Here is a 17,549-nt window from a genome sequence, read left to right on the forward strand (position 1 = left end):
CGGCGCGCGCCGCTATAGAGTGGCCAATCGATCTCTGATCATAAGTCAAAAAAATCAGGTCCTCCCCCTGAGATTGTCAGATCCTCCCTCTCAGATCGCTCCGGCGGACTCCGCTCATCATAACGGGTCAGAACGCGAGTTTGAATGAGGTTCCTCGCGGGGTGCCTACACCAGTGCAGGCATCCCATCCCTGTTTTGCGAGCAGGCCGTCATAATATCCGCATGCCCCGCTCGTTACATCGTTCCAACCAGCCCCAACCGCCCCCACTGTCGAATAGATGCTGGTAAGAGCGGCGATGCTGGATTGGTGAAAATGTCCCGATGAATTGACGATTCCCGCCATGACTGGCGATGCGACGCTCGTGCCGCCCACGGTGAACCACGCGCCGGCGCCGTCATACGTTGAATTATAAACCCACACGCCAGTGCGCGGATCGGCGACGGCCGCAACGTCAGGGACGGCGCGCTTGGACCCGATGATGGAGCTTATAGGATTTTGATATTCCGGTCGGGACTCATAGAGACTGGTGCCGCCTCCGGTATCATTCCAGGCGACTTCTCCCCCGAGTTTTCCGGTGACTTGATTGCGGCTGTTGCCTGTGCCGCCCACACATACGACGTTCGGAGAAACGCAAGGATAGCTGGTCCCGGGCGAATCTCCAGATGAGGCGAAATAGACCACGTTTTGGGTTGTCATATGCGAATCGAGCGTTTTTTCAGAGGCGAATTCAGCGCCTCCCCAACTCATGGAGACTTCTCCGCCTCCGGCGGCGGCCACCAGTTGTGAAGCCTTTTTGACCGCCGCAAACATATCGCTGAAAGCGTCCGAAGCGGCTTCGACAAGATAAAGTTTCGCCTTTGGCGCCAACCCGTGAGCGTATTCGATATCCAGGGCGGCCTCGATATCCCAACCCGATCCACTTCCGTCCGGCGGCCTCGTTCCCGCCGCGAAGACGACCTGGAAATTGGAGGATGTAGGCGCAGGCAAGCCAAACTGGCTGGAAAACCTCGCAAGATCAGACATCGCGGCGGGATAGTCGAAGGCGTCGACAATAGCGATTGCTCTCGAACCGCCCGTCACGTTCGTGGCCACAAGGTTCGGGTTGCATCCCGGTTGCGTGACGGGAACCAATTGGTAGACGCAGGCGAGCGAGGCGGGGGTTTCAAAAAAATACCCGGCTACAGGCGGAACAGAGACTGCGGCGGCTTTCAAATGAGGCGGGGCGGCGTTATCGGCGAGAGACAAAATCTTCAGGTTTGTACTCGCTTTGCCGCCGTCTTCATTCCGAATTCGCGCGTTCGAGGAAGGACTCACGATGGTTCCCGGCGCAAACATGCGGGCGTGCGCGACGTGAGATTGCGACGCCGTTTGCGACCAGATGTAGGTTTCCGGAAACAATCCCGCGACCGCGAGAGCACAAAAAAACGGAACCTTTTTCATTTCTTTCACCTTTGATGAACTGACGAAACTGACTGATGTTGGATTGCCTCATGAAACACTGTCCGAATCACGCGCGCCCCCACAACCACCTCCACAACCGATCTGTATCCGCCGGGGAGCTTTCTGTCGTTAAGCCTCTCTCAAGAAGTGTTTACTTTTTTTACATCATCGAAAATAAGAACTTATTAACAATCTCCTAAAGACCAAGAGTCGAGCGCGATCTAGCCTCTGTCGCGCTGATCAGACGCATTTCGCGTTTTGAAAAGAGCGTTCTGTCTAAATGGAGGAAATCATGAAGCATCTAAACTTATCCCCGAAGTCGAATTCTTTCGCGCGCTGCGCGTTGTACGGGGCGGCAATTCTTGGAACCGCATTCGGTCTTAGCGGAACAGCTCAGGCGGGCCCAAAGATCTTCGCGTATCTCGGGCAGACCATTACGTTCAACGGAACGGTAGACAATCCCAGCAACAACGTCGATCCGTTTACGGTGGAGCTGTTTTCCACCGGCAACGAATGCCTGCGAATTGCAGTCACGGCGCAGGGCGGCGATCTTGAAGGGACCCTTGTCGCTCCTGACGGCCGCGTCTGGCAGGATGACGACGGCAACGGCTCGCTCCGGCCGCTGATCAAGGCGATAACGACCAAACGCGGCTGGCATATTCTGAGGTTGTCGAGTTTTAACGGCAGCTCCATTTACGCCGACTTCACCGTGCAGGTTGCGCGGCTCGCCTCATCCGACCCAGCATGCGCCTCTCCGACTGGCGTAACTGCGTTTTCGACCGTCAATCACTCAGCCAAGCCGGCGGGCGGCGCTGAGTTCCCAGCGAACGTTACCGGCAGGTAAGCCAGTTTTACAACAATGATCAGGAGGGGCGGACGTTTATGTCGGTCAAGAGCGCTTATGGCCGAATGATCGTCGGCGTCGCTCTGCCCCTCTCGCCTTGAGTAGCGTAAACCAGCGCGCGGTCCGATCCGCCGGTCAAGCCCGCCGCCGCGCATCCCATGGACGTCTAGGCCGCGCGTCGAATTTCATCTCTCTGCGCCAAAAACGAGATGAGCGCGTTTCGTGCGCCTCTGACGCAGGCGAGGCCATTCTCGAGAAGTGCGCGCGCTGCGCCGGCTCTCGGCGACGGCCTTAAGCGGGCCCTTGGCATATTCCGATGGGATTGAATCAATCCAATCGACAAGAATATGCTCAAGCTTTTGACTCTGGAGCGATTTCTGATCGATCGCATGACTCCATGCGATCAAAGCGCTCTTAAGATCAATCCTTGCCGTGGCCGATGGACCGTGCGGAGATCGACCGGCGCGGGGCGCGGCGAACCCGGCCGCCCCCCGAAAATTTCAACCTCGCCTCCGGATCGGCTTGACGTCAGACGCTTTTCTGTGCGGTGAATCCGGCCAGGCGGCGAAGCCAAGGGCAATCTAGCCCAGCGCGGCGTCAAAACTCGAAAACAACGCCTGACTTATTGAAATAAAACATCTCCTCTGACCATAAGACCTGAAAACTCATGGCGCGCCAATTCATCTATCATATGCAAGGGCTGACGAAGACCTATCCGGGCGGAAAGAAGGTTCTCGAAAACGTCAATCTCTCCTTCTATCCCGACGCCAAGATCGGCGTCCTCGGCGTGAACGGCGCCGGTAAATCGACGCTCTTGCGGATCATGGCCGGGATCGACAAGGAATTCACCGGGGAGGGATTCGTCGCCGAGGGCGCGAAGGTCGGCTACCTCCCGCAGGAGCCGCCGCTCGACGAAACGCTCGACGTGCGCGGCAATGTGATGCTGGGCGTCGCGTCGAAAAAGGCGGTTCTCGACCGTTACAACGATCTCGCCATGAATTATTCGGACGAGACCGCCGACGAAATGACGAAGCTCCAGGACGAGATCGAGGCGCTCGGCCTCTGGGATCTTGACGCGAAGGTCGACCTCGCGATGGACGCTCTCGGCTGCCCGCCCGACGATTGGCCGGTGACCAAGCTTTCGGGAGGCGAACGCCGCCGGGTCGCGCTCTGCCGCCTGCTGCTCGAACAGCCCGAACTCCTCCTTCTCGACGAACCCACAAACCATCTCGACGCGGAGACAGTGAACTGGCTCGAAGGCCATTTGCGCGCCTATCCGGGCGCGATCCTGATCGTCACCCATGACCGCTATTTTCTCGACAATGTGACGGGCTGGATTCTCGAACTCGACCGGGGCCGCGGCATTCCCTACGAGGGCAATTATTCCTCGTGGCTGAAGCAGAAGCAGAAACGGCTCCAGCAGGAGGGCCGCGAGGACGAGGCCCGGCAGCGCGCGCTCGAGGCCGAATCGGAATGGATCGCCTCGAGCCCGAAGGCGCGCCAGGCGAAATCCAAGGCGCGCATCCAGCGCTATGAGGACCTGCTGCAGAAGCAGAACGACAAGGCGCCGACGACGGCCCAGATCGTCATTCCCGTCGCCGAACGCCTCGGCAACAATGTCATCGAGTTCAATCATCTCACCAAGGCGTTCGGCGACAAGCTTTTGATCGAGGATCTGTCGTTCAAACTGCCGCCGGGCGGCATCGTTGGCGTCATCGGTCCGAACGGCGCCGGCAAGACCACCTTGTTCCGTATGATCACCGGCCAGGACAAGCCCGATTCCGGAACCATCGAGATCGGCGAGTCGGTCGAGCTTGGCTATGTCGATCAGTCGCGCGACGCGCTCGACGGCAAGAAAAACGTCTGGGAGGAAATCTCCGGCGGCAATGAAGTGATCTATCTCGGCAAACGCGAGATCAATTCGCGCGCCTATACGGGAGCATTCAACTTCAAGGGCTCGGACCAGCAAAAGAAAGTCGGCCAGCTGTCAGGCGGCGAGCGCAACCGGGTTCATCTCGCCAAAATGCTGAAAAAGGGCGCCAATGTCCTGCTGCTCGACGAGCCGACCAACGATCTCGACGTCGACACGCTCCGGGCGCTGGAGGAGGCGCTGACCGATTTCGCCGGCTGCGCGGTGATCATCTCGCACGACCGATTCTTCCTCGACCGCATCGCGACCCACATGCTCGCCTTCGAGGGCGACAGCCATGTCGAATGGTTCGAGGGCAATTTCGCCGATTACGAAGAGGACAAGAAGCGCCGGCTCGGCCAGGACAGCCTGACGCCGCACCGGATGAAGTACAAGAAATTTTCGAGGTAGGGGGCGGAGCCAATCCGCGATCAGGCGGCGATCCCTTCGACCGTCAGCCGATGGACATCGGTGCGCTCGCTGGCATGTTCGACCGTGATCGCGCAGACGCGGCCATTTGCGTCGAGATCAAGCGCTGTATTCTCGTCGAGATCCTTGGTCTCGACGATTTTTAGATCTTGAAACTCGATGTACAAGGTGTCGGTCTCGGCGAAGTATTGAACTTTCATGGTTTGAAACCCCGGTCGAAGAACGCATTATGGACCGTCTCGCGGTCCGGCAAAAGGACCACCCGCAACCACCGGCCTTCGTTCTCGCCAATGGCTCCCCAAAGCCGGACCCGGCCGTCCGTCTGGATTTGTTCTCGTTCCGGACAGGCGATAACGCGTTCGATCCATTCGTCCTTGATGATCGAGCGGTCGGGACGGGAACGAACGGCGTCAAAATATTGCGTATATCTCACGGCGTGAAACGTTCCTGCGGAGCGCTCAGGTTCCGTCGAGCAACCGCGCCACCAGCGCGTCGATCCTTTGCGCGGCGCCAGCCTCGGTGAGCGCGGCGCGGATTAATCCGCGCCCACGCTGGAACCTGGCGCCTTCTGGCAGGTGTTTCGGAGGCGGCGACAGTTTCCGCCTCACGCTCGGCCCGAGTAAGGTCGTTGTGCAGGTCTCGGCGCGAAGGCGGCGGCGCTCTCGGACCTTAGAGCATATTCAGAAGAATATGCTCAAGCTTTTGATTCTGGTGCGATTTCTGATCGATCGCATGACTACATGCGATCGGAAAGCGCTCTAAACGTCAGGCGGGGGGGCGGCCGAGCCGTTTCCCCGCCGTGCGTTTTCCTTCAGTCCGTGCGTTTTCCCTCAGGACGTGAGTGACGCCCTTGGCCTCAGGGCGCCGGAACGAGCGTCACCGCGGTGATTCCGCCGGCGACATTGAGTCCCGTCTGCGCCGACATCGAAAGCGGCTGAAGCGAGAACGCCCGGTTGGAGCCGCCGACGAGGACATTGGCCCCGAGGCCCGCGCCGACCGTCGCCTGGCCGCCGACGCCGGCGAAATTGCCCGCAAGAGCGCCCCGCGGCACGCCGCCGATGGCGGAAAACACCGCCCAGCCGAGACGTCCCTGCGCGACGCCGCCAAGGGCCACGCCGTAAGTGCGGAACGAGCCGGTGTAACGGTCGGGCGGGCCGCCCGCCTTGTTCCTGAACACGCAGCTCAGCGACTGGTCCTGAAACACGATAAATCCCGCTCCCCCAGAGACATTGCAGGTCAGAAGGCCGGCCTTGATGGACCTTGCCGAGGCGGCGCCCGCCGGGAGAGTGAGAAGGGCGGCGGCGAGCAGGACGCCGGGACGCGCGAGCGATGCTTTCATTTGACGTTCTTCCTTGGGTTGACTTGCGGCGCGCGAATCAGCGCTACAGCTTCCGATTAGCGCTCGATCGCCGCTTTTTCCAGCATCCGAATTGTTTTGTGATCGATTGTTATTGGAAAAGCAGCGATCAAGCGATTATCTAGGTCTATAGTGCATCGCAGCAAGCCGTGCCCACGCCGCTCATTTTTGGAACGACGCCCCACGGATGAACGCGCCAACATGCCGAATCTGAACATCGCGGCGAGCCGCCCTGCGCTGGCGGCGCGGGGCCGATGGCGGATTTTGCGCGCCGCCGCGGCCATCGTTTTCGCCGCGATCGCCGTCGAAGGCATTGGCTATGCGGGCGACCGCGACGCCTTGTGGACGATGGTTCACGACCTCTGCGTTCGCGACAAGAAGGCGACCGGCCTCGCGTTCCCCTGTTCGGAGGTCGACCTTTCCGGCGGAGAGGATGCCGGATTTGCGATTTTCAGGGATATTCGCAGCAGGTCGCATCTTCTGCTCATTCCCACCCGCCGCCTCAGCGGGGTCGAGGATCCGCTGGTGGGAACGGGTGGCCTGCCGAACTACTGGGCGGACGCCTGGAACGCGCGGACGCGGATCGCCCTCGACGGCGGGAAGGATCTCCCGCGCGAGACGTTCGGCATGGCGATCAATTCCTCCGTGACGCGCAGCCAAGACCAGCTGCATATCCATGTCGACTGCGTTCGTCCGGACGTGAGCGACAAGCTTTCGCGCCATGCCCGCGCCATCACGGCGCAATGGTCGGTGCTTCCCGTTCGCCTCGCAGGCCAGGTCTACAAGGCGCGGCGTCTCGATGGCGAAGAGCTGAAACAGGACCCGTTCGATCTCGTCCGAGAGGACGCCCGGGCGTCATCGACGCCGATGGGGGAGGTGACGATCGGCGTGATCGGGGCGCGCTTTCGGGACGGAAAAGAAGGCTTCGTTCTTCTGGTAGGCCGCGCGGGCCGCGGCGCTCTCGCCCACGCGGAGGATATGCTCGACCATCGTTGCGCGCTGGCGAAATGATCGAGAGCATTCCGGCTGGGGCTGGTTCGCCGCGATGATGGGCCGAACCTGCGCGAGCGAACCTGAGTGGGCTCAAATCAGGGCGGGTTCTGCCCGATCGTCTGAACCCTGACCTCATGCGGCCGCGTTTTTCTCTCCAAACCGGCGCTCGATATAATCCTCGACGATGGTTTTGAATTCGGCGGCTATGCCCTCGCCGCGCAAGGTCATCGCCTTTTCGCCGTCGATGAAGACGGGAGCCGACGGCGTTTCTCCAGTTCCGGGGAGCGAGATCCCGATATCGGCGTGTTTCGATTCTCCGGGCCCGTTGACGATGCAGCCCATGACCGCGACGTTCAGCGTCTCGACCCCGGGATAACGGATCCGCCAGAGCGGCATTTCATCCCGGATATAGGTCTGGATGTCGCGCGCGAGCTCCTGAAACACGGTCGACGTCGTGCGTCCGCAGCCGGGGCAGGCGGCGACGAGCGGCACGAAGGTGCGAAAGCCCATGGTCTGGAGAAGCTCCTGGGCGACCTGCACTTCGAGGGTGCGGTCTCCGCCCGGCTCGGGCGTGAGCGAGACGCGGATCGTGTCGCCGACGCCTTCCTGCAGGAGAATGCCCATCGCGGCCGACGAGGCGACGACTCCCTTTGAACCCATGCCCGCTTCGGTGAGGCCAAGATGCAGCGCGTAATCGGCCCGGCGCGCCAGCGTGCGGTAGACCGCGATGAGATGCTGCACGTTCGAGACTTTCGCGGAGAGGACGATCCTGTCCCGCGGCAGTCCTATTTCCTCGGCGCGGGCCGCGGATAAAAGGGCGGATTGCACCATGGCCTCGCGCATCACTGCGCCCGCCGTGGCGGGAGCCGCCGCACGGGCGTTGGCGTCCATCAGCGACGTCAGAAGCTCCTGGTCGAGCGAGCCCCAATTGGCTCCGATCCGCACCGCCTTATTGTGCCGGAGCGCCATCTCGACAATCGCCGAGAATTGCCGGTCCTTCTTGTCCTTGAAGCCGACGTTGCCGGGGTTGATGCGGTATTTGTCGAGCGCGTCGGCGCAGGCCGGGTGATCGGCAAGGAGCTTGTGTCCGATATAGTGAAAATCACCTACGAGAGGCGCGAAACACCCGATCTTCCTGAGCCGGTCGCGGATATGCGGGACGGCCGCGGCGGCCTCGTCGCGATCGACGGTGATTCGCACGAGTTCCGAGCCGGCCTTCGCCAGCGCCGCGACCTGGGCGACCGTCGCCTCGATGTCGGCGGTGTCGGTATTGGTCATGGACTGGACGACGACGGGGGCGCCGCCGCCAACCTGAACCGAGCCTTTGCCGGCGCCGATGAGGACGCCGACAGAGCGCCGCCGAACCAATGGCTGACCCTCCTCGGCGGGCACCGGATCGGAGGAGGACGGAGCGTTTGAGGCCTTGGTCATAGGCGGAATGTCCTGGAGCGCAGAAAGGAAGCCGACTTTTGTACATCGCCTCCGAGGGCGCCGGCGGTCAAGGAGGCTCAAAAAAAATTTGCCGTCAAGTTCCGCCCGAGTTCGCTCAAGTTCACGCAAGCGCGGCGGCCCGCGAAGATGGCCGGACGGGCGACAAAATCGGGAGCACGCTTGCTCAAATCAAGCGCGTTTGAATTTCGCCGCCGACCGCCTGCCGAACTTACGCGCCCGTCTTGCAGGCCCTTGGCGACTTGCCTTTGACTTGTGACACGACAAATCAAAATATCATGATGAACAAATTATAACAACTATTGTGAGTAAATAGATATTATTCATGGCGTATTCAGCTGTACCTATATTGATATAGATATTGAATCCGATGATGGCGCATCGTCGCTCCGGGCGACAAGCAAGGCGGCTTTGTCGCGAATATCGTAAAGATCGAAGTCAAAAATCTTCGAGTAGGAAAGCAAGAATCCTAGACGGCCATCTCCAAAACCTTGATCGGATTTCAAAATCTTGAGCGGCGTCAACTTGTCGTGCGCCGGAGAGCTGACGCGGACCACGCAGAAGCAAATGCCCGCAGAAGCCAGTGAAAGAGTTGAAGCAAGTGGAGGAGTTGAAGCTGCGCCGCTTCCCCGGCCACAAGTGGTCAAGCTCCTACAGACTCCGGTCGCGAGCACCGCCTCGGACTCAACAATCGCAGCTGTGTCAAATCAACGCAGAATTGCGAGAAACCAGCCGCTCGCAGCGAACAGCAGCGAAGAAATCTCCGTTCTTTATCAGCCTCTTTGAGGAATTCGACGTTTTCTATAAGCGGCGGTTATCGAGATGATAAAAACAAACGATTTTCAATTGCATAGCCGCTTTCGTAGCGTTTGGCCGCTCGAAGACGGATAAGACGTCCGTCCGTTGGGTTATACAACAGATGAGGCAACGCTCATGAGTTCAGTCACCGATACATCAGCCGCACGCGCGGGGGCCGAAGCCTCCTCCGCCGAGCGGCCTATTTTCAATCCCGTGCCGCTCGCGATTGGCTCCGCCGCCATCTGCATCTGGTACGTGCTCGTTCGTATTTATGAGCAATATTTCGGCTGGTACGCGGGTCTCGACTCGTTTACCCCCGAATTCCAGACCTACTGGATGACGATTCTCTACATCGAGGAGCCGGTCGAACTGATCTCCTTCCTCGCCCTCGTCGGCTATCTCTGGAAGACCCGCGACAAAGACGTCGGCAATGTCGCGCCGCGTGAAGAATTGCGCCGCATCTTCAATCTGTTGTCATGGATTTTGGTCTATGGCGTCGCAATCTACTGGGGCGCCAGCTTCTTCACGGAGCAGGACGGCACCTGGCATCAGACCGTTATCCGCGATAACGATTTCACGCCCAGCCACATCATCGAGTTCTACATGAGCTACCCGATGTACATCATCGTCGGCGTCGGCGGCTTCATCTATGCCCGCACCCGTCTGCCGACCTTCGCCAAAAAGGGCTGGTCGGTCGCCTACGTGCTGCTCTTCGTCGGCCCGTTCATGATCTTCCCCAATGTCGCGCTCAATGAATGGGGCCATACGTTCTGGTTCATGGAAGAGCTGTTCGTCGCGCCGCTGCACTGGATGTTCGTGTTCTTCGGCTGGTTCGCTCTCGCCGTGTTCGGCGTGTCGCTTCAGATCCTTGGCCGCGTCAAGGAATTGACCGAAGGCGCCCCCATTCCGGCGGAATAGTCTCACAACGATGAAGGCGGGCGAGCATCCCTCCTTACCCGCCTTCGATGACCGAGAATGTTCGCTTTTTTTTACCGACGAAAAGAACAGGCGGACGGTTTCGGTTTGCTCAGATTTTGAAGAGAACAACAACTCGAAATACGCCCCTGTAATCCGGCGCAAGGGTCCGGTGGGGCGGACGCCTCGTCACAAGGCTTCAACATTGGTCGACGGCGTCTCTTTTCCCCGCTGGAGCTTTGGCTCCGGCGGGGAATTGTTTTTGAGCGCCCGACGTTTTCACGAAAATCGCCGGTTGCGAGACGCTTGCGCGATCAGCTTGAGTGAAGCTTCCAGTCAGCGATACTGTAACAACAACTATCAATATGTGATTTGGTAGAGCTCCGTGCCGCCTCAAAATAGATACTTTTCCTGCGCTCATTTGAAGGCGCGGAGAATGTTGTCAGGAGTAGAAACCGTCGGTTTCGCCAGCGGATTCTCTGGGGGGAATCATTTGCGCGCGGGCGCGTTTAAAGCCTCCAGCTATGGCTTTCGGCAAATCGCGAAAATTCATACAGATTTTCATTGGCCTGCTCGCTGATCCAGAGCAAACCTATCGTGCGTTCGAGTCCAAGATCCGAGACCGGCACCTGTTTCACCGCAGGCACGTCGAAATGGCCGGGAATGAACGCGACGCCAAGTCCCGCGGCGACCAGAGCGAACGCGCGGTCGTCCTGATCGGTGCGATACACGACGCGGATCCTGATGCCTCGGGCGTTCAGCGCATCCGTAGCGTCCTGGTAGAAATCGCATTTTGACCTGACGATGAATGGTTCGTCGTGTAGATCGGCGAGATGCACGGATTGTCTTTGCCCGAAGCGATGATCTTTCGGTACGGCGAGAACATAGGGCTCAGTGAACAGAACACGGTTGCCGAATTTCTCCGCCTGATCGTCAAGGATTGTGAGAAGCGTATCGAGACGTTGTTCCTGAAGCAGCCGGATGAGGACGTCGCATGAGCCGTCGGTCACCTCGATCTCGACGGTGGGATTGGTGCGCCGGTACGCGCTCATCAGCTTCGAGATCTGCCAGCTCGAGAGGGATTGCAGAACGCCTACTCTCAAAAGACTAGGCGCCCCCAGAGCCTGGAGGTCGGCTTTGACGGCGTTGCATTCAAAGAGAATGGCCTTCGCCGATTCCAGCAGCCGCATTCCCGCCGGCGTCGGCGCCACAGAAGAATGGCGCCGGTCGAGCAGTTTGACGTCGAACTCGCTCTCCAGCCTTGCAATGCTTGCGGAGATCGCGGGCTGGGAGACCGCTGCGCGTTGCGCGCCCCGAGTGAAACTTCCGGTCTCTACAACGGCGACGAAATGTCTGATCTGGTAGAGTTCCATTCGCGGCCTCCCGGTGATGCGCAGCCCAATCATGGATGGTGATGACCTCTCCGGATTTCAAGGCGTGCGCGGCATGGTGTGGCCAAGAGCATATTCCGATCGGATTGAATCAATCCGATCGAGAAGACTATGCTCAAGTCTTTGACCCTGGAGCAGATTCTGATCGATCGCATGACTTCATGCGATCGGAAAGCGCTAGGGGGAGCGTTCAGAGGCGCCGGCGCAACTCCGGCAGACGCCGGCCAGTTCGAGCACTTGCGCCCGCGGCGCGAAGCGAGCGTTGTGGGCGAGTTCGGCGAGGCTCGTCTGTATCGCCTCCGACGTCGCCTCGATGACGTCGCCGCAAGTCTCGCAAATGAGAAAGACGATCGGGTCGCGGGCGGCGTGAGCATGCGCGCAGGCGAGATAGGAATTGCACGAGGCGAGCCTGTGCACGAGGTTGTTTTCAAGGAGAAAGTCGAGCGCGCGGTAGATCGAAATCGGAGCAGGGCGCTTGCCGGTGTCCTGCGCCACGCGGTCGATCATTTCATAGGCACCGAGGGGGCGGCCTTCGCGGGCGAGGATCTCGAGGATGCGGCGCCGGCCCGGTGTCAACGCGACCCCGGAAGGAAGCCTCGCCGCCGGACCGCACGGGCCCGCCCTGTCTGGCGAAGGCCCGTGCTGGACCGGTTCTTCGCGGGAGGATCGATGCGTCGTCATAAATTTACTATAGCAACCTTGCCCGGCTAGCGACAGTGCGGGCCAGAATGATCGCGCGACGTTCAATGGGCGCCTGCATCCCCTCACAAAATCCCCCGCCGGGCGCGGGCCGGGCGGGGGATTTGACGGGGGAATTTCAAGGATTGGCGGCCCAGTCCTTGATCTTCAGGAAGCGCCTAGAAAGGCCGCGCCCTAATTGGTCCGGGCGCCGTCTCTGCCGCTCCGGGCGCCGTCGCGATTTGGTCTTGCGCCGCTGAACCGTCCGCGCCCCTGTGGCGGTCCAGATCCGTTGTTGGGGCGACGGCTTGCCCCCGGAGCGCCGGGGCGCCGGTTCTGGGCCTCGGCGCCCGGGCGCGTTTCGGCGCGCTGCGGGGGGCGCGAGGCGCGCGTCGCGGGAACCGGAGAGTTGGGATCACGCCGGTCTGTCGCGGGAAGGCTGAGGCGGGTCAGCTTTTCGATGTTGCGCAAAAGTTCGCGCTCCGCGCCGTCGCAGAGCGAGATGGCGATACCCTCGGCGCCCGCGCGCGCGGTGCGCCCGATCCGGTGAACATAGGCTTCCGCCACCTCCGGCAGATCGAAATTCACGACATGCGTCACGCCGTCGATGTCGATTCCCCGCGCGGCGATATCCGTTGCGACAAGTGCGCGAACGCGGCCCGCGCGAAACGCTTCGAGCGATCGCTCGCGTTGCCCCTGGCTCTTGTTGCCATGGATCGCCAGAGCCGCGATCCCGGTATTGTCGAGATGCTGCATGACCTTGTCCGCGCCGCGCTTGGTCCGCGTGAAGACGATCGCGCGGGTCATCGCGACGTCGGCGAAAAGCTCGACGAGAATATCGCGTTTGCGATGGGTCTCGACGAACAGAACCTGATGCTCCACCCGATCCGCCGTCTTGGCGACGGGGGTGACGGACACCTGCGCCGGATTGTTCAACAGGTCATTGGCGAGTTTGGCGATCTCGCTTGGCATCGTCGCCGAGAAGAAGAGATTCTGGCGCTGCTTCGGCAATGCGCCGACGACGCGGCGGATGGCTTTGGCGAAGCCCAGATCAAGCATCTGGTCGACCTCGTCGAGGACGAAAAACTCGGTCTTGTTCAAATGCGCGACGCGCGAATCGAGATGATCGACGAGGCGCCCCGGCGTCGCGACAAGGACGTCGAGGCCACGCGCGAGCGCCTTGATCTGCGCGCCATGCGGGACGCCGCCAAAGACGACCGCGACGGAGAGCGGCAGTTCCGACGCGAGGGCGCGGAAGCTTTCAGCGATCTGGCTCGCAAGTTCACGGGTGGGGCTGAGGACCAGAACGCGGCAGCCGCCCCTTGGGGCCTCCCGCGGATTGGTCGCGAGGAAATGTAGGATCGGAAGGGCGAAGGCGGCGGTCTTGCCGGTGCCGGTCTGGGCGACGCCGAGGAGATCGCGGCCCGCCATAATGCTGGGGATGGCCTGCGCCTGGATCGGCGTCGGCTTGGAATAGCCTTGTTTTTTCAAGGCGATAAGAAGGGGCGCGGCGAGGCCGAGTCCGGGAAAGTCTTGCAATTCGTGGATCTTTCGTTGAGCGATCACGCGCAGCATCATATTGCGGCGGCGTGATAGAAGGGCGGCGCCATGCGTGTCTGGGCCAGAGAACAAATTACGCTAACGCGACAAAGAGGAATGAGTGTTCTGCATGCAACCGAGGCATTAGCATCCGCACCAGAGAACTATCGCAGCGCTTCAAAAAAGTCAAGCCGCATCCGCAGATGTTTAAAGTCTATCTATTCGTTCCGCGAGCCTTTTGAGCGACGCTTCTACAGAATGGGAAAGGAGCCCGTTTACTGATCTGGCCGCAAGTAGAAAAAACTTGCCTTTTTCCCCGAAACATTTTGTGTCTGGGAGTCAGCGACTAACTTCAGGACGATATGGCTGGATGAAGATGAGATTTACCATCGTAACACCGGTTCTCAACGGGGAAAGATTTATTAACGAAACCATTTTGAGCGTTGTAGGCCAGGCCGGCGACTTCACGATTCGCTACCATGTTCAGGACGCCGGATCCACGGATTCAACGTTGAAGCTTTTGGCCGCCTGGCAACATCGCCTTGCAAACGACTTTCCTCTCAATTGCGCTGGGATTGAATTTTCTTTCGCCAGCGCGCCTGATCGCGGACTCTATGATGGCGTGAATCGTGGATTTGCAGCCTGCGGCGACGCGGATGCGATGGCCTGGATCAACGCTGACGATCGATACGAGGCTGGCGCTTTTGCGACGGTGGCTCAGATTTTCAAGGGTCATCCGGACATTGACTGGGTGATGGGACGTCCGACGACCATTAACGAAGGCGGTGAAATGCTGGATATTTCGCCGCTCACCGCTTTCCCGAGAGAATGCATAGCCGCCGGGATTTTCGACGGGCGGTTCGCTCGGCCGTTCATTCAGCAGGAAGGCACCTTCTGGCGGCCCGAATTATGGAAAAAGACAGGGGGCCTCGACGCCAATTTCCGGTTCGCCGGAGACTTCGATCTGTGGCGGCGTTTTGCGGCGCGCAGCGACCTTGTTGTCGTCAACGCCATTTTGGGATGTTTTCGATTCCGGTCTGGTCAACTCAGCAGCGACATGACGCGTTATCGCGAGGAAATAGATTCGTCCCTGTCGCCGAGAGAGAAGGAAACGCGCTCGAGAGCATCAACGAGATACGCGAAGGCGGGCTTCTCATATCGCATCTTGCGGCGTCATTATGACGGTCCCTGGATCTGCGAGCGCTGGCCGATGTGCGCATTGCCATTTCTTGGGGCCAGGGCGTTCTGGGCGGAACATTGGCGCATCAGCTTCCTCGGTCCCTTCAACTAATGAGCGCCTGCCGGATCAATGGTCCTTTGACAGGCGCGAAGCTCGCGGCTCACGTCCGATCGCTTGCCGGGCGGTTGTGCGCCCGTCCCTTTGTGGTGCAAAGCATAGATTAACGAGGGACCAAGACGCTCTTTCGTCTACAGGCTCTGACGCAGCGACGCTCAATCGAGGAAGAAATGATATCATACGCCCAGAACTTCGAAGACGTCATGATTGCGCGACTTTTCGACGAAGCGCGCCGCGGCTTTTACATCGACATCGGCGCCGCCCATCCGGATTGAAGCAGCGTCTGAACAAGAAAAGGCTCGAGACTCGATCCGGGGCTATGAACAAGATCACAAAGCACAATTCTTGAGATTGCGGACGACGCACTCGCCAAGCGTGACTATTACGAACTCGGACGACCAATGGACGTTATTTTTTTGGACAACGGGCTGATCGGCAGAGGAGAGCACAGCTACAGTTTGCTGAAACGGACCGGTTCCTCACTGGCCGGCCGCGGTTTGCGGTTCCGGACATTTGGAGCGAAATCCATGGCTCCGTCAGTCGCCGCTGAACTCGGCGCTGAGCCTCATTTCAACTTTACTCTTTATTCGAAACAGTCTCGCCGGCTCCTTTCTAGAATAGCGCGGTTGGAATGGGAGCCGGTTCGTTCGGCGGAGCGCGCGACGTGGCAGATCTTGAATCGGTCATTTGAACGGGATTTGGACGCCTTGCCCGCCGACGTCTGGTGCGCAGGCAACCTCGTCGTTATTCCCGGACTGTCCCAAAACGAGCTTTTCGGACTCATCCGTTTTCTGCTCGCGAAGCCGGAAGCGCGGCGCCCGCGCGTCATTTGCCAATTGATGTTTCCGCCGACCTGGACCTCATGGGGCCTTCCGGCGCGACTTGGAAAGGAGTTCTACAGGAAATCCTTTGCGCTGGCCCAGCCGCTGATCGGAAAGACGCTCTTTTTCATGACCGAAAATGCAGCGCTCGGGCGCCTTTATCAGACCGAGTTCGGGGTCGACGCCAAGATTTTACCGGTGCCGTTCGGCGACGCTCCGCCTGCCGCTAGCTCCCGCGATGCGCCGACGTTCGGTTTTTTCGGTTATTCAAAACGCGACAAAGGATTTCACCTCCTGCCGCGGGCGATCGAGAATTGCCGCAAGGCAGGGATCGCCGCCAATTTCACGATCCAGCTCCAGCACAGCGGATGGGAGCCTGAGACGGTCGCCGCCGAGGAGGCTCTCCGCAAGGTCAGCGGCGTCCGGCTCATCGAAGGCGTGCTCGATGAAGACGCCTACATCGAGGAGACGAGCCAGATCGACGTGATGCTTTTGCCCTACGATCCCGCCCTGTTCGGCATGCGCGGATCGGGCATATTCACCCAGTCGGTAGCGGCAGGGCGCCCGCTTGTTGCTTCGGCCGGAACATTCGCAGCCGCCAGCATCGAAGCGGGACAGGCGGAGGGAGAGATTTTTTCCCCCTATGACGCGGGCAACCTCTCCGCCGCGATCCTGCGCGTAGCCTCGCGGTTCCCCGAGAGCCGAAGCCGCGCAATGAAACTTGCTCCCGAATTCGCGCGCAAACACAGCGCCGACGCGTATGTCGACGTTCTTTTGGCGCATGCGCCCCGTTAATCAGGTGTCGTAGCTGCCGTCGTCCCCCGAGCTGAAGTCCTGGTCGTAATCGCTGGCGTCCTGGATATCGTCCTGGTCCTGATCCGCGTCCTGTTGCGCATCCTGCTGGGCGAGGTTGCGGTCGTCGGACCCGTAGTAATTATTGATGGTCGTTGTCTCGCCTCCGAACCCGCCAAGACCGCTTCCAAGACCTCCGCCGCCAAGCCCCGGGCTGAAGCCTGTGCCGATGCCAAGGGCGTTGTTGTGGCCGCCGAAGAGGCCCCGGATCGAATCCGCCAGAAGGACGCCGCCCGCGACCCCCGCCGCCGCGCCGAGCGCGCCTTTCAGGAAACCGCCCTGCTGCGCCTGGGGCTGGCCGCCCCAGGGTCCCCCCGCCTGCTGGGGCGGATAAGGCTGCTGCGGCGGCTGGCCATAGCCCTGCTGCGGCGGCGGTCGCCAACCCGGCGGCGGCGCCGATTGCTGTCCCCAGCGGTCGGTGGGCGGGGCCTGCGGGCGTGGAGAGGGGCCGCCGAACAGCGAGCCGAGTCCGCTGAGGAAGCCGCCCTGCTGCGGTTGGCTGGCTGCTTGCCGCTCAAGCTCTTCCGCCCGCGCTTCAAGCTCCTGAAGGCGGGCGTTCGCCGCCTGCAGCGCCTGATCCTGAACGATGACGGTCTGCGCGAGGAGATAAGGCGCATAGGGCATGGCTCTCACCGCGTCCTCGATAAGCGCCTCGGCTTCCTTGTCGCGCGGATTGACGCCCGCCGTGCGGATGCGGTCGAACAGGCCTGTCAGCAACTGGCGTTCTTCGGGTGACAACGGCATCGGACCCTCCCAGAAATCGGCGGTTTGTCCCGCCGCGCGAAATATAGGGGCTTTTTGCCGCACGCCAAGGCCGTTGACCCGGCTTGTTTCAG

Annotated in this window: 17 protein-coding genes; 6 read left to right on the forward strand and 11 right to left on the reverse strand. The window is 60.4% G+C overall.

Going from position 1 to position 17,549, the window contains the following annotated elements; translation table 11 throughout:
* Positions 1–127 precede the first annotated feature (127 nt).
* The gene (locus BM177_RS03470; protein ID WP_091678007.1) at positions 128–1,441 is read right to left on the reverse strand and encodes a S53 family peptidase; all 1,314 of its coding nucleotides are present in this window, start codon (positions 1,439–1,441) and stop codon (positions 128–130) included.
* 292 nt (positions 1,442–1,733) lie between these two features.
* On the opposite strand from BM177_RS03470, the gene BM177_RS03475 reads away from it, so the two are divergent.
* Together BM177_RS03475 and ettA are read left to right on the forward strand one after the other, a co-directional pair.
* Complete coding sequence (locus BM177_RS03475; protein ID WP_139223497.1) at positions 1,734–2,285, forward strand: hypothetical protein; 552 nt, start codon at positions 1,734–1,736, stop codon at positions 2,283–2,285.
* Positions 2,286–2,952: 667 nt separating this feature from the next.
* Complete coding sequence (ettA, locus tag BM177_RS03485) at positions 2,953–4,605, forward strand: energy-dependent translational throttle protein EttA (protein ID WP_091678019.1); 1,653 nt, start codon at positions 2,953–2,955, stop codon at positions 4,603–4,605.
* Positions 4,606–4,625: 20 nt separating this feature from the next.
* Here the strand turns inward: ettA and BM177_RS03490 are convergent, their stop codons facing one another.
* From BM177_RS03490 to BM177_RS03505, 4 genes are all read right to left on the reverse strand, one after another.
* A complete protein-coding gene (locus BM177_RS03490) occupies positions 4,626–4,823 on the reverse strand; it encodes a DUF2283 domain-containing protein (RefSeq protein ID WP_091678022.1) in 198 nt (65 codons plus the stop codon).
* Positions 4,820–5,056 (reverse strand): hypothetical protein, encoded by a 237-nt coding sequence (locus BM177_RS03495; RefSeq protein WP_091678027.1) that lies wholly within the window; start codon positions 5,054–5,056, stop codon positions 4,820–4,822. Before BM177_RS03495 ends, BM177_RS03490 begins: the two co-directional genes overlap by 4 nt.
* Positions 5,057–5,081: 25 nt before the next feature.
* Positions 5,082–5,231 carry a hypothetical protein gene (locus BM177_RS19920; RefSeq protein ID WP_175492485.1) on the reverse strand — a complete coding sequence of 50 codons (150 nt, stop codon included), beginning with the start codon at positions 5,229–5,231 and terminating at the stop codon, positions 5,082–5,084.
* A gap of 248 nt (positions 5,232–5,479) precedes the next feature.
* Positions 5,480–5,962 (reverse strand): DUF992 domain-containing protein, encoded by a 483-nt coding sequence (locus BM177_RS03505; protein ID WP_091678031.1) that lies wholly within the window; start codon positions 5,960–5,962, stop codon positions 5,480–5,482.
* Positions 5,963–6,181: 219 nt separating this feature from the next.
* On the opposite strand from BM177_RS03505, the gene BM177_RS03510 reads away from it, so the two are divergent.
* The gene (locus BM177_RS03510; protein WP_091678034.1) at positions 6,182–6,991 is read left to right on the forward strand and encodes a CDP-diacylglycerol diphosphatase; all 810 of its coding nucleotides are present in this window, start codon (positions 6,182–6,184) and stop codon (positions 6,989–6,991) included.
* Between the two features lie 114 nt (positions 6,992–7,105).
* Here the strand turns inward: BM177_RS03510 and ispG are convergent, their stop codons facing one another.
* The gene (ispG, locus tag BM177_RS03515; protein ID WP_091678039.1) at positions 7,106–8,404 is read right to left on the reverse strand and encodes a flavodoxin-dependent (E)-4-hydroxy-3-methylbut-2-enyl-diphosphate synthase; all 1,299 of its coding nucleotides are present in this window, start codon (positions 8,402–8,404) and stop codon (positions 7,106–7,108) included.
* 362 nt (positions 8,405–8,766) lie between these two features.
* The gene (locus BM177_RS03520; protein ID WP_139223498.1) at positions 8,767–9,069 is read right to left on the reverse strand and encodes a hypothetical protein; all 303 of its coding nucleotides are present in this window, start codon (positions 9,067–9,069) and stop codon (positions 8,767–8,769) included.
* Positions 9,070–9,355: 286 nt separating this feature from the next.
* On the opposite strand from BM177_RS03520, the gene amoC reads away from it, so the two are divergent.
* Positions 9,356–10,138 carry a bacterial ammonia monooxygenase, subunit AmoC gene (gene amoC / locus BM177_RS03525; RefSeq protein WP_091678745.1) on the forward strand — a complete coding sequence of 261 codons (783 nt, stop codon included), beginning with the start codon at positions 9,356–9,358 and terminating at the stop codon, positions 10,136–10,138.
* Between the two features lie 506 nt (positions 10,139–10,644).
* Here amoC and BM177_RS03535 read toward each other — a convergent pair.
* The 3 genes from BM177_RS03535 to BM177_RS03545 all read right to left on the reverse strand — a co-directional run bounded on the left by BM177_RS03535 (position 10,645) and on the right by BM177_RS03545 (position 13,743).
* A complete protein-coding gene (locus BM177_RS03535; protein WP_175492486.1) occupies positions 10,645–11,508 on the reverse strand; it encodes a LysR family transcriptional regulator in 864 nt (287 codons plus the stop codon).
* A 195-nt stretch (positions 11,509–11,703) separates the two neighbouring features.
* Positions 11,704–12,102, reverse strand: coding sequence for a Fur family transcriptional regulator (locus tag BM177_RS03540; protein WP_244532077.1), 399 nt, complete (start codon positions 12,100–12,102; stop codon positions 11,704–11,706).
* 297 nt (positions 12,103–12,399) lie between these two features.
* Positions 12,400–13,743 (reverse strand): DEAD/DEAH box helicase, encoded by a 1,344-nt coding sequence (locus BM177_RS03545; RefSeq protein WP_210185882.1) that lies wholly within the window; start codon positions 13,741–13,743, stop codon positions 12,400–12,402.
* Positions 13,744–14,119: 376 nt separating this feature from the next.
* Here BM177_RS03545 and BM177_RS03550 point away from each other — a divergent pair, with 376 nt between their 5' ends.
* Together BM177_RS03550 and BM177_RS03555 are read left to right on the forward strand one after the other, a co-directional pair.
* On the forward strand, positions 14,120–15,034 hold the full coding sequence (locus BM177_RS03550) for a glycosyltransferase (protein ID WP_091678751.1): 915 nt from the start codon (positions 14,120–14,122) through the stop codon (positions 15,032–15,034).
* A 713-nt stretch (positions 15,035–15,747) separates the two neighbouring features.
* A complete protein-coding gene (locus BM177_RS03555) occupies positions 15,748–16,656 on the forward strand; it encodes a glycosyltransferase (protein WP_139223499.1) in 909 nt (302 codons plus the stop codon).
* Here the strand turns inward: BM177_RS03555 and BM177_RS03560 are convergent, their stop codons facing one another.
* A complete protein-coding gene (locus tag BM177_RS03560) occupies positions 16,657–17,457 on the reverse strand; it encodes a DUF2076 domain-containing protein (protein WP_425284361.1) in 801 nt (266 codons plus the stop codon).
* Between the last annotated feature and the right edge of the window lie 92 nt (positions 17,458–17,549).

This window comes from Methylocapsa palsarum (assembly GCF_900114285.1).
Lineage (GTDB): Bacteria > Pseudomonadota > Alphaproteobacteria > Rhizobiales > Beijerinckiaceae > Methylocapsa > Methylocapsa palsarum.

Excerpts from the sequence above, each read along its gene's own strand:
- BM177_RS03470 (WP_091678007.1), bottom strand. The coding sequence starts at position 1,441 with ATGAAAAAGGTTCCGTTTTTTTGTGCTCTCGCGGTCGCGGGATTGTTT.
- BM177_RS03475 (WP_139223497.1), top strand. The coding sequence starts at position 1,734 with ATGAAGCATCTAAACTTATCCCCGAAGTCGAATTCTTTCGCGCGCTGC.
- ettA (WP_091678019.1), top strand. The coding sequence starts at position 2,953 with ATGGCGCGCCAATTCATCTATCATATGCAAGGGCTGACGAAGACCTAT.
- BM177_RS03490 (WP_091678022.1), bottom strand. The coding sequence starts at position 4,823 with ATGAAAGTTCAATACTTCGCCGAGACCGACACCTTGTACATCGAGTTT.
- BM177_RS03505 (WP_091678031.1), bottom strand. The coding sequence starts at position 5,962 with ATGAAAGCATCGCTCGCGCGTCCCGGCGTCCTGCTCGCCGCCGCCCTT.
- BM177_RS03510 (WP_091678034.1), top strand. The coding sequence starts at position 6,182 with ATGCCGAATCTGAACATCGCGGCGAGCCGCCCTGCGCTGGCGGCGCGG.
- ispG (WP_091678039.1), bottom strand. The coding sequence starts at position 8,404 with ATGACCAAGGCCTCAAACGCTCCGTCCTCCTCCGATCCGGTGCCCGCC.
- amoC (WP_091678745.1), top strand. The coding sequence starts at position 9,356 with ATGAGTTCAGTCACCGATACATCAGCCGCACGCGCGGGGGCCGAAGCC.
- BM177_RS03535 (WP_175492486.1), bottom strand. The coding sequence starts at position 11,508 with ATGGAACTCTACCAGATCAGACATTTCGTCGCCGTTGTAGAGACCGGA.
- BM177_RS03550 (WP_091678751.1), top strand. The coding sequence starts at position 14,120 with ATGAGATTTACCATCGTAACACCGGTTCTCAACGGGGAAAGATTTATT.
- BM177_RS03560 (WP_425284361.1), bottom strand. The coding sequence starts at position 17,457 with ATGCCGTTGTCACCCGAAGAACGCCAGTTGCTGACAGGCCTGTTCGAC.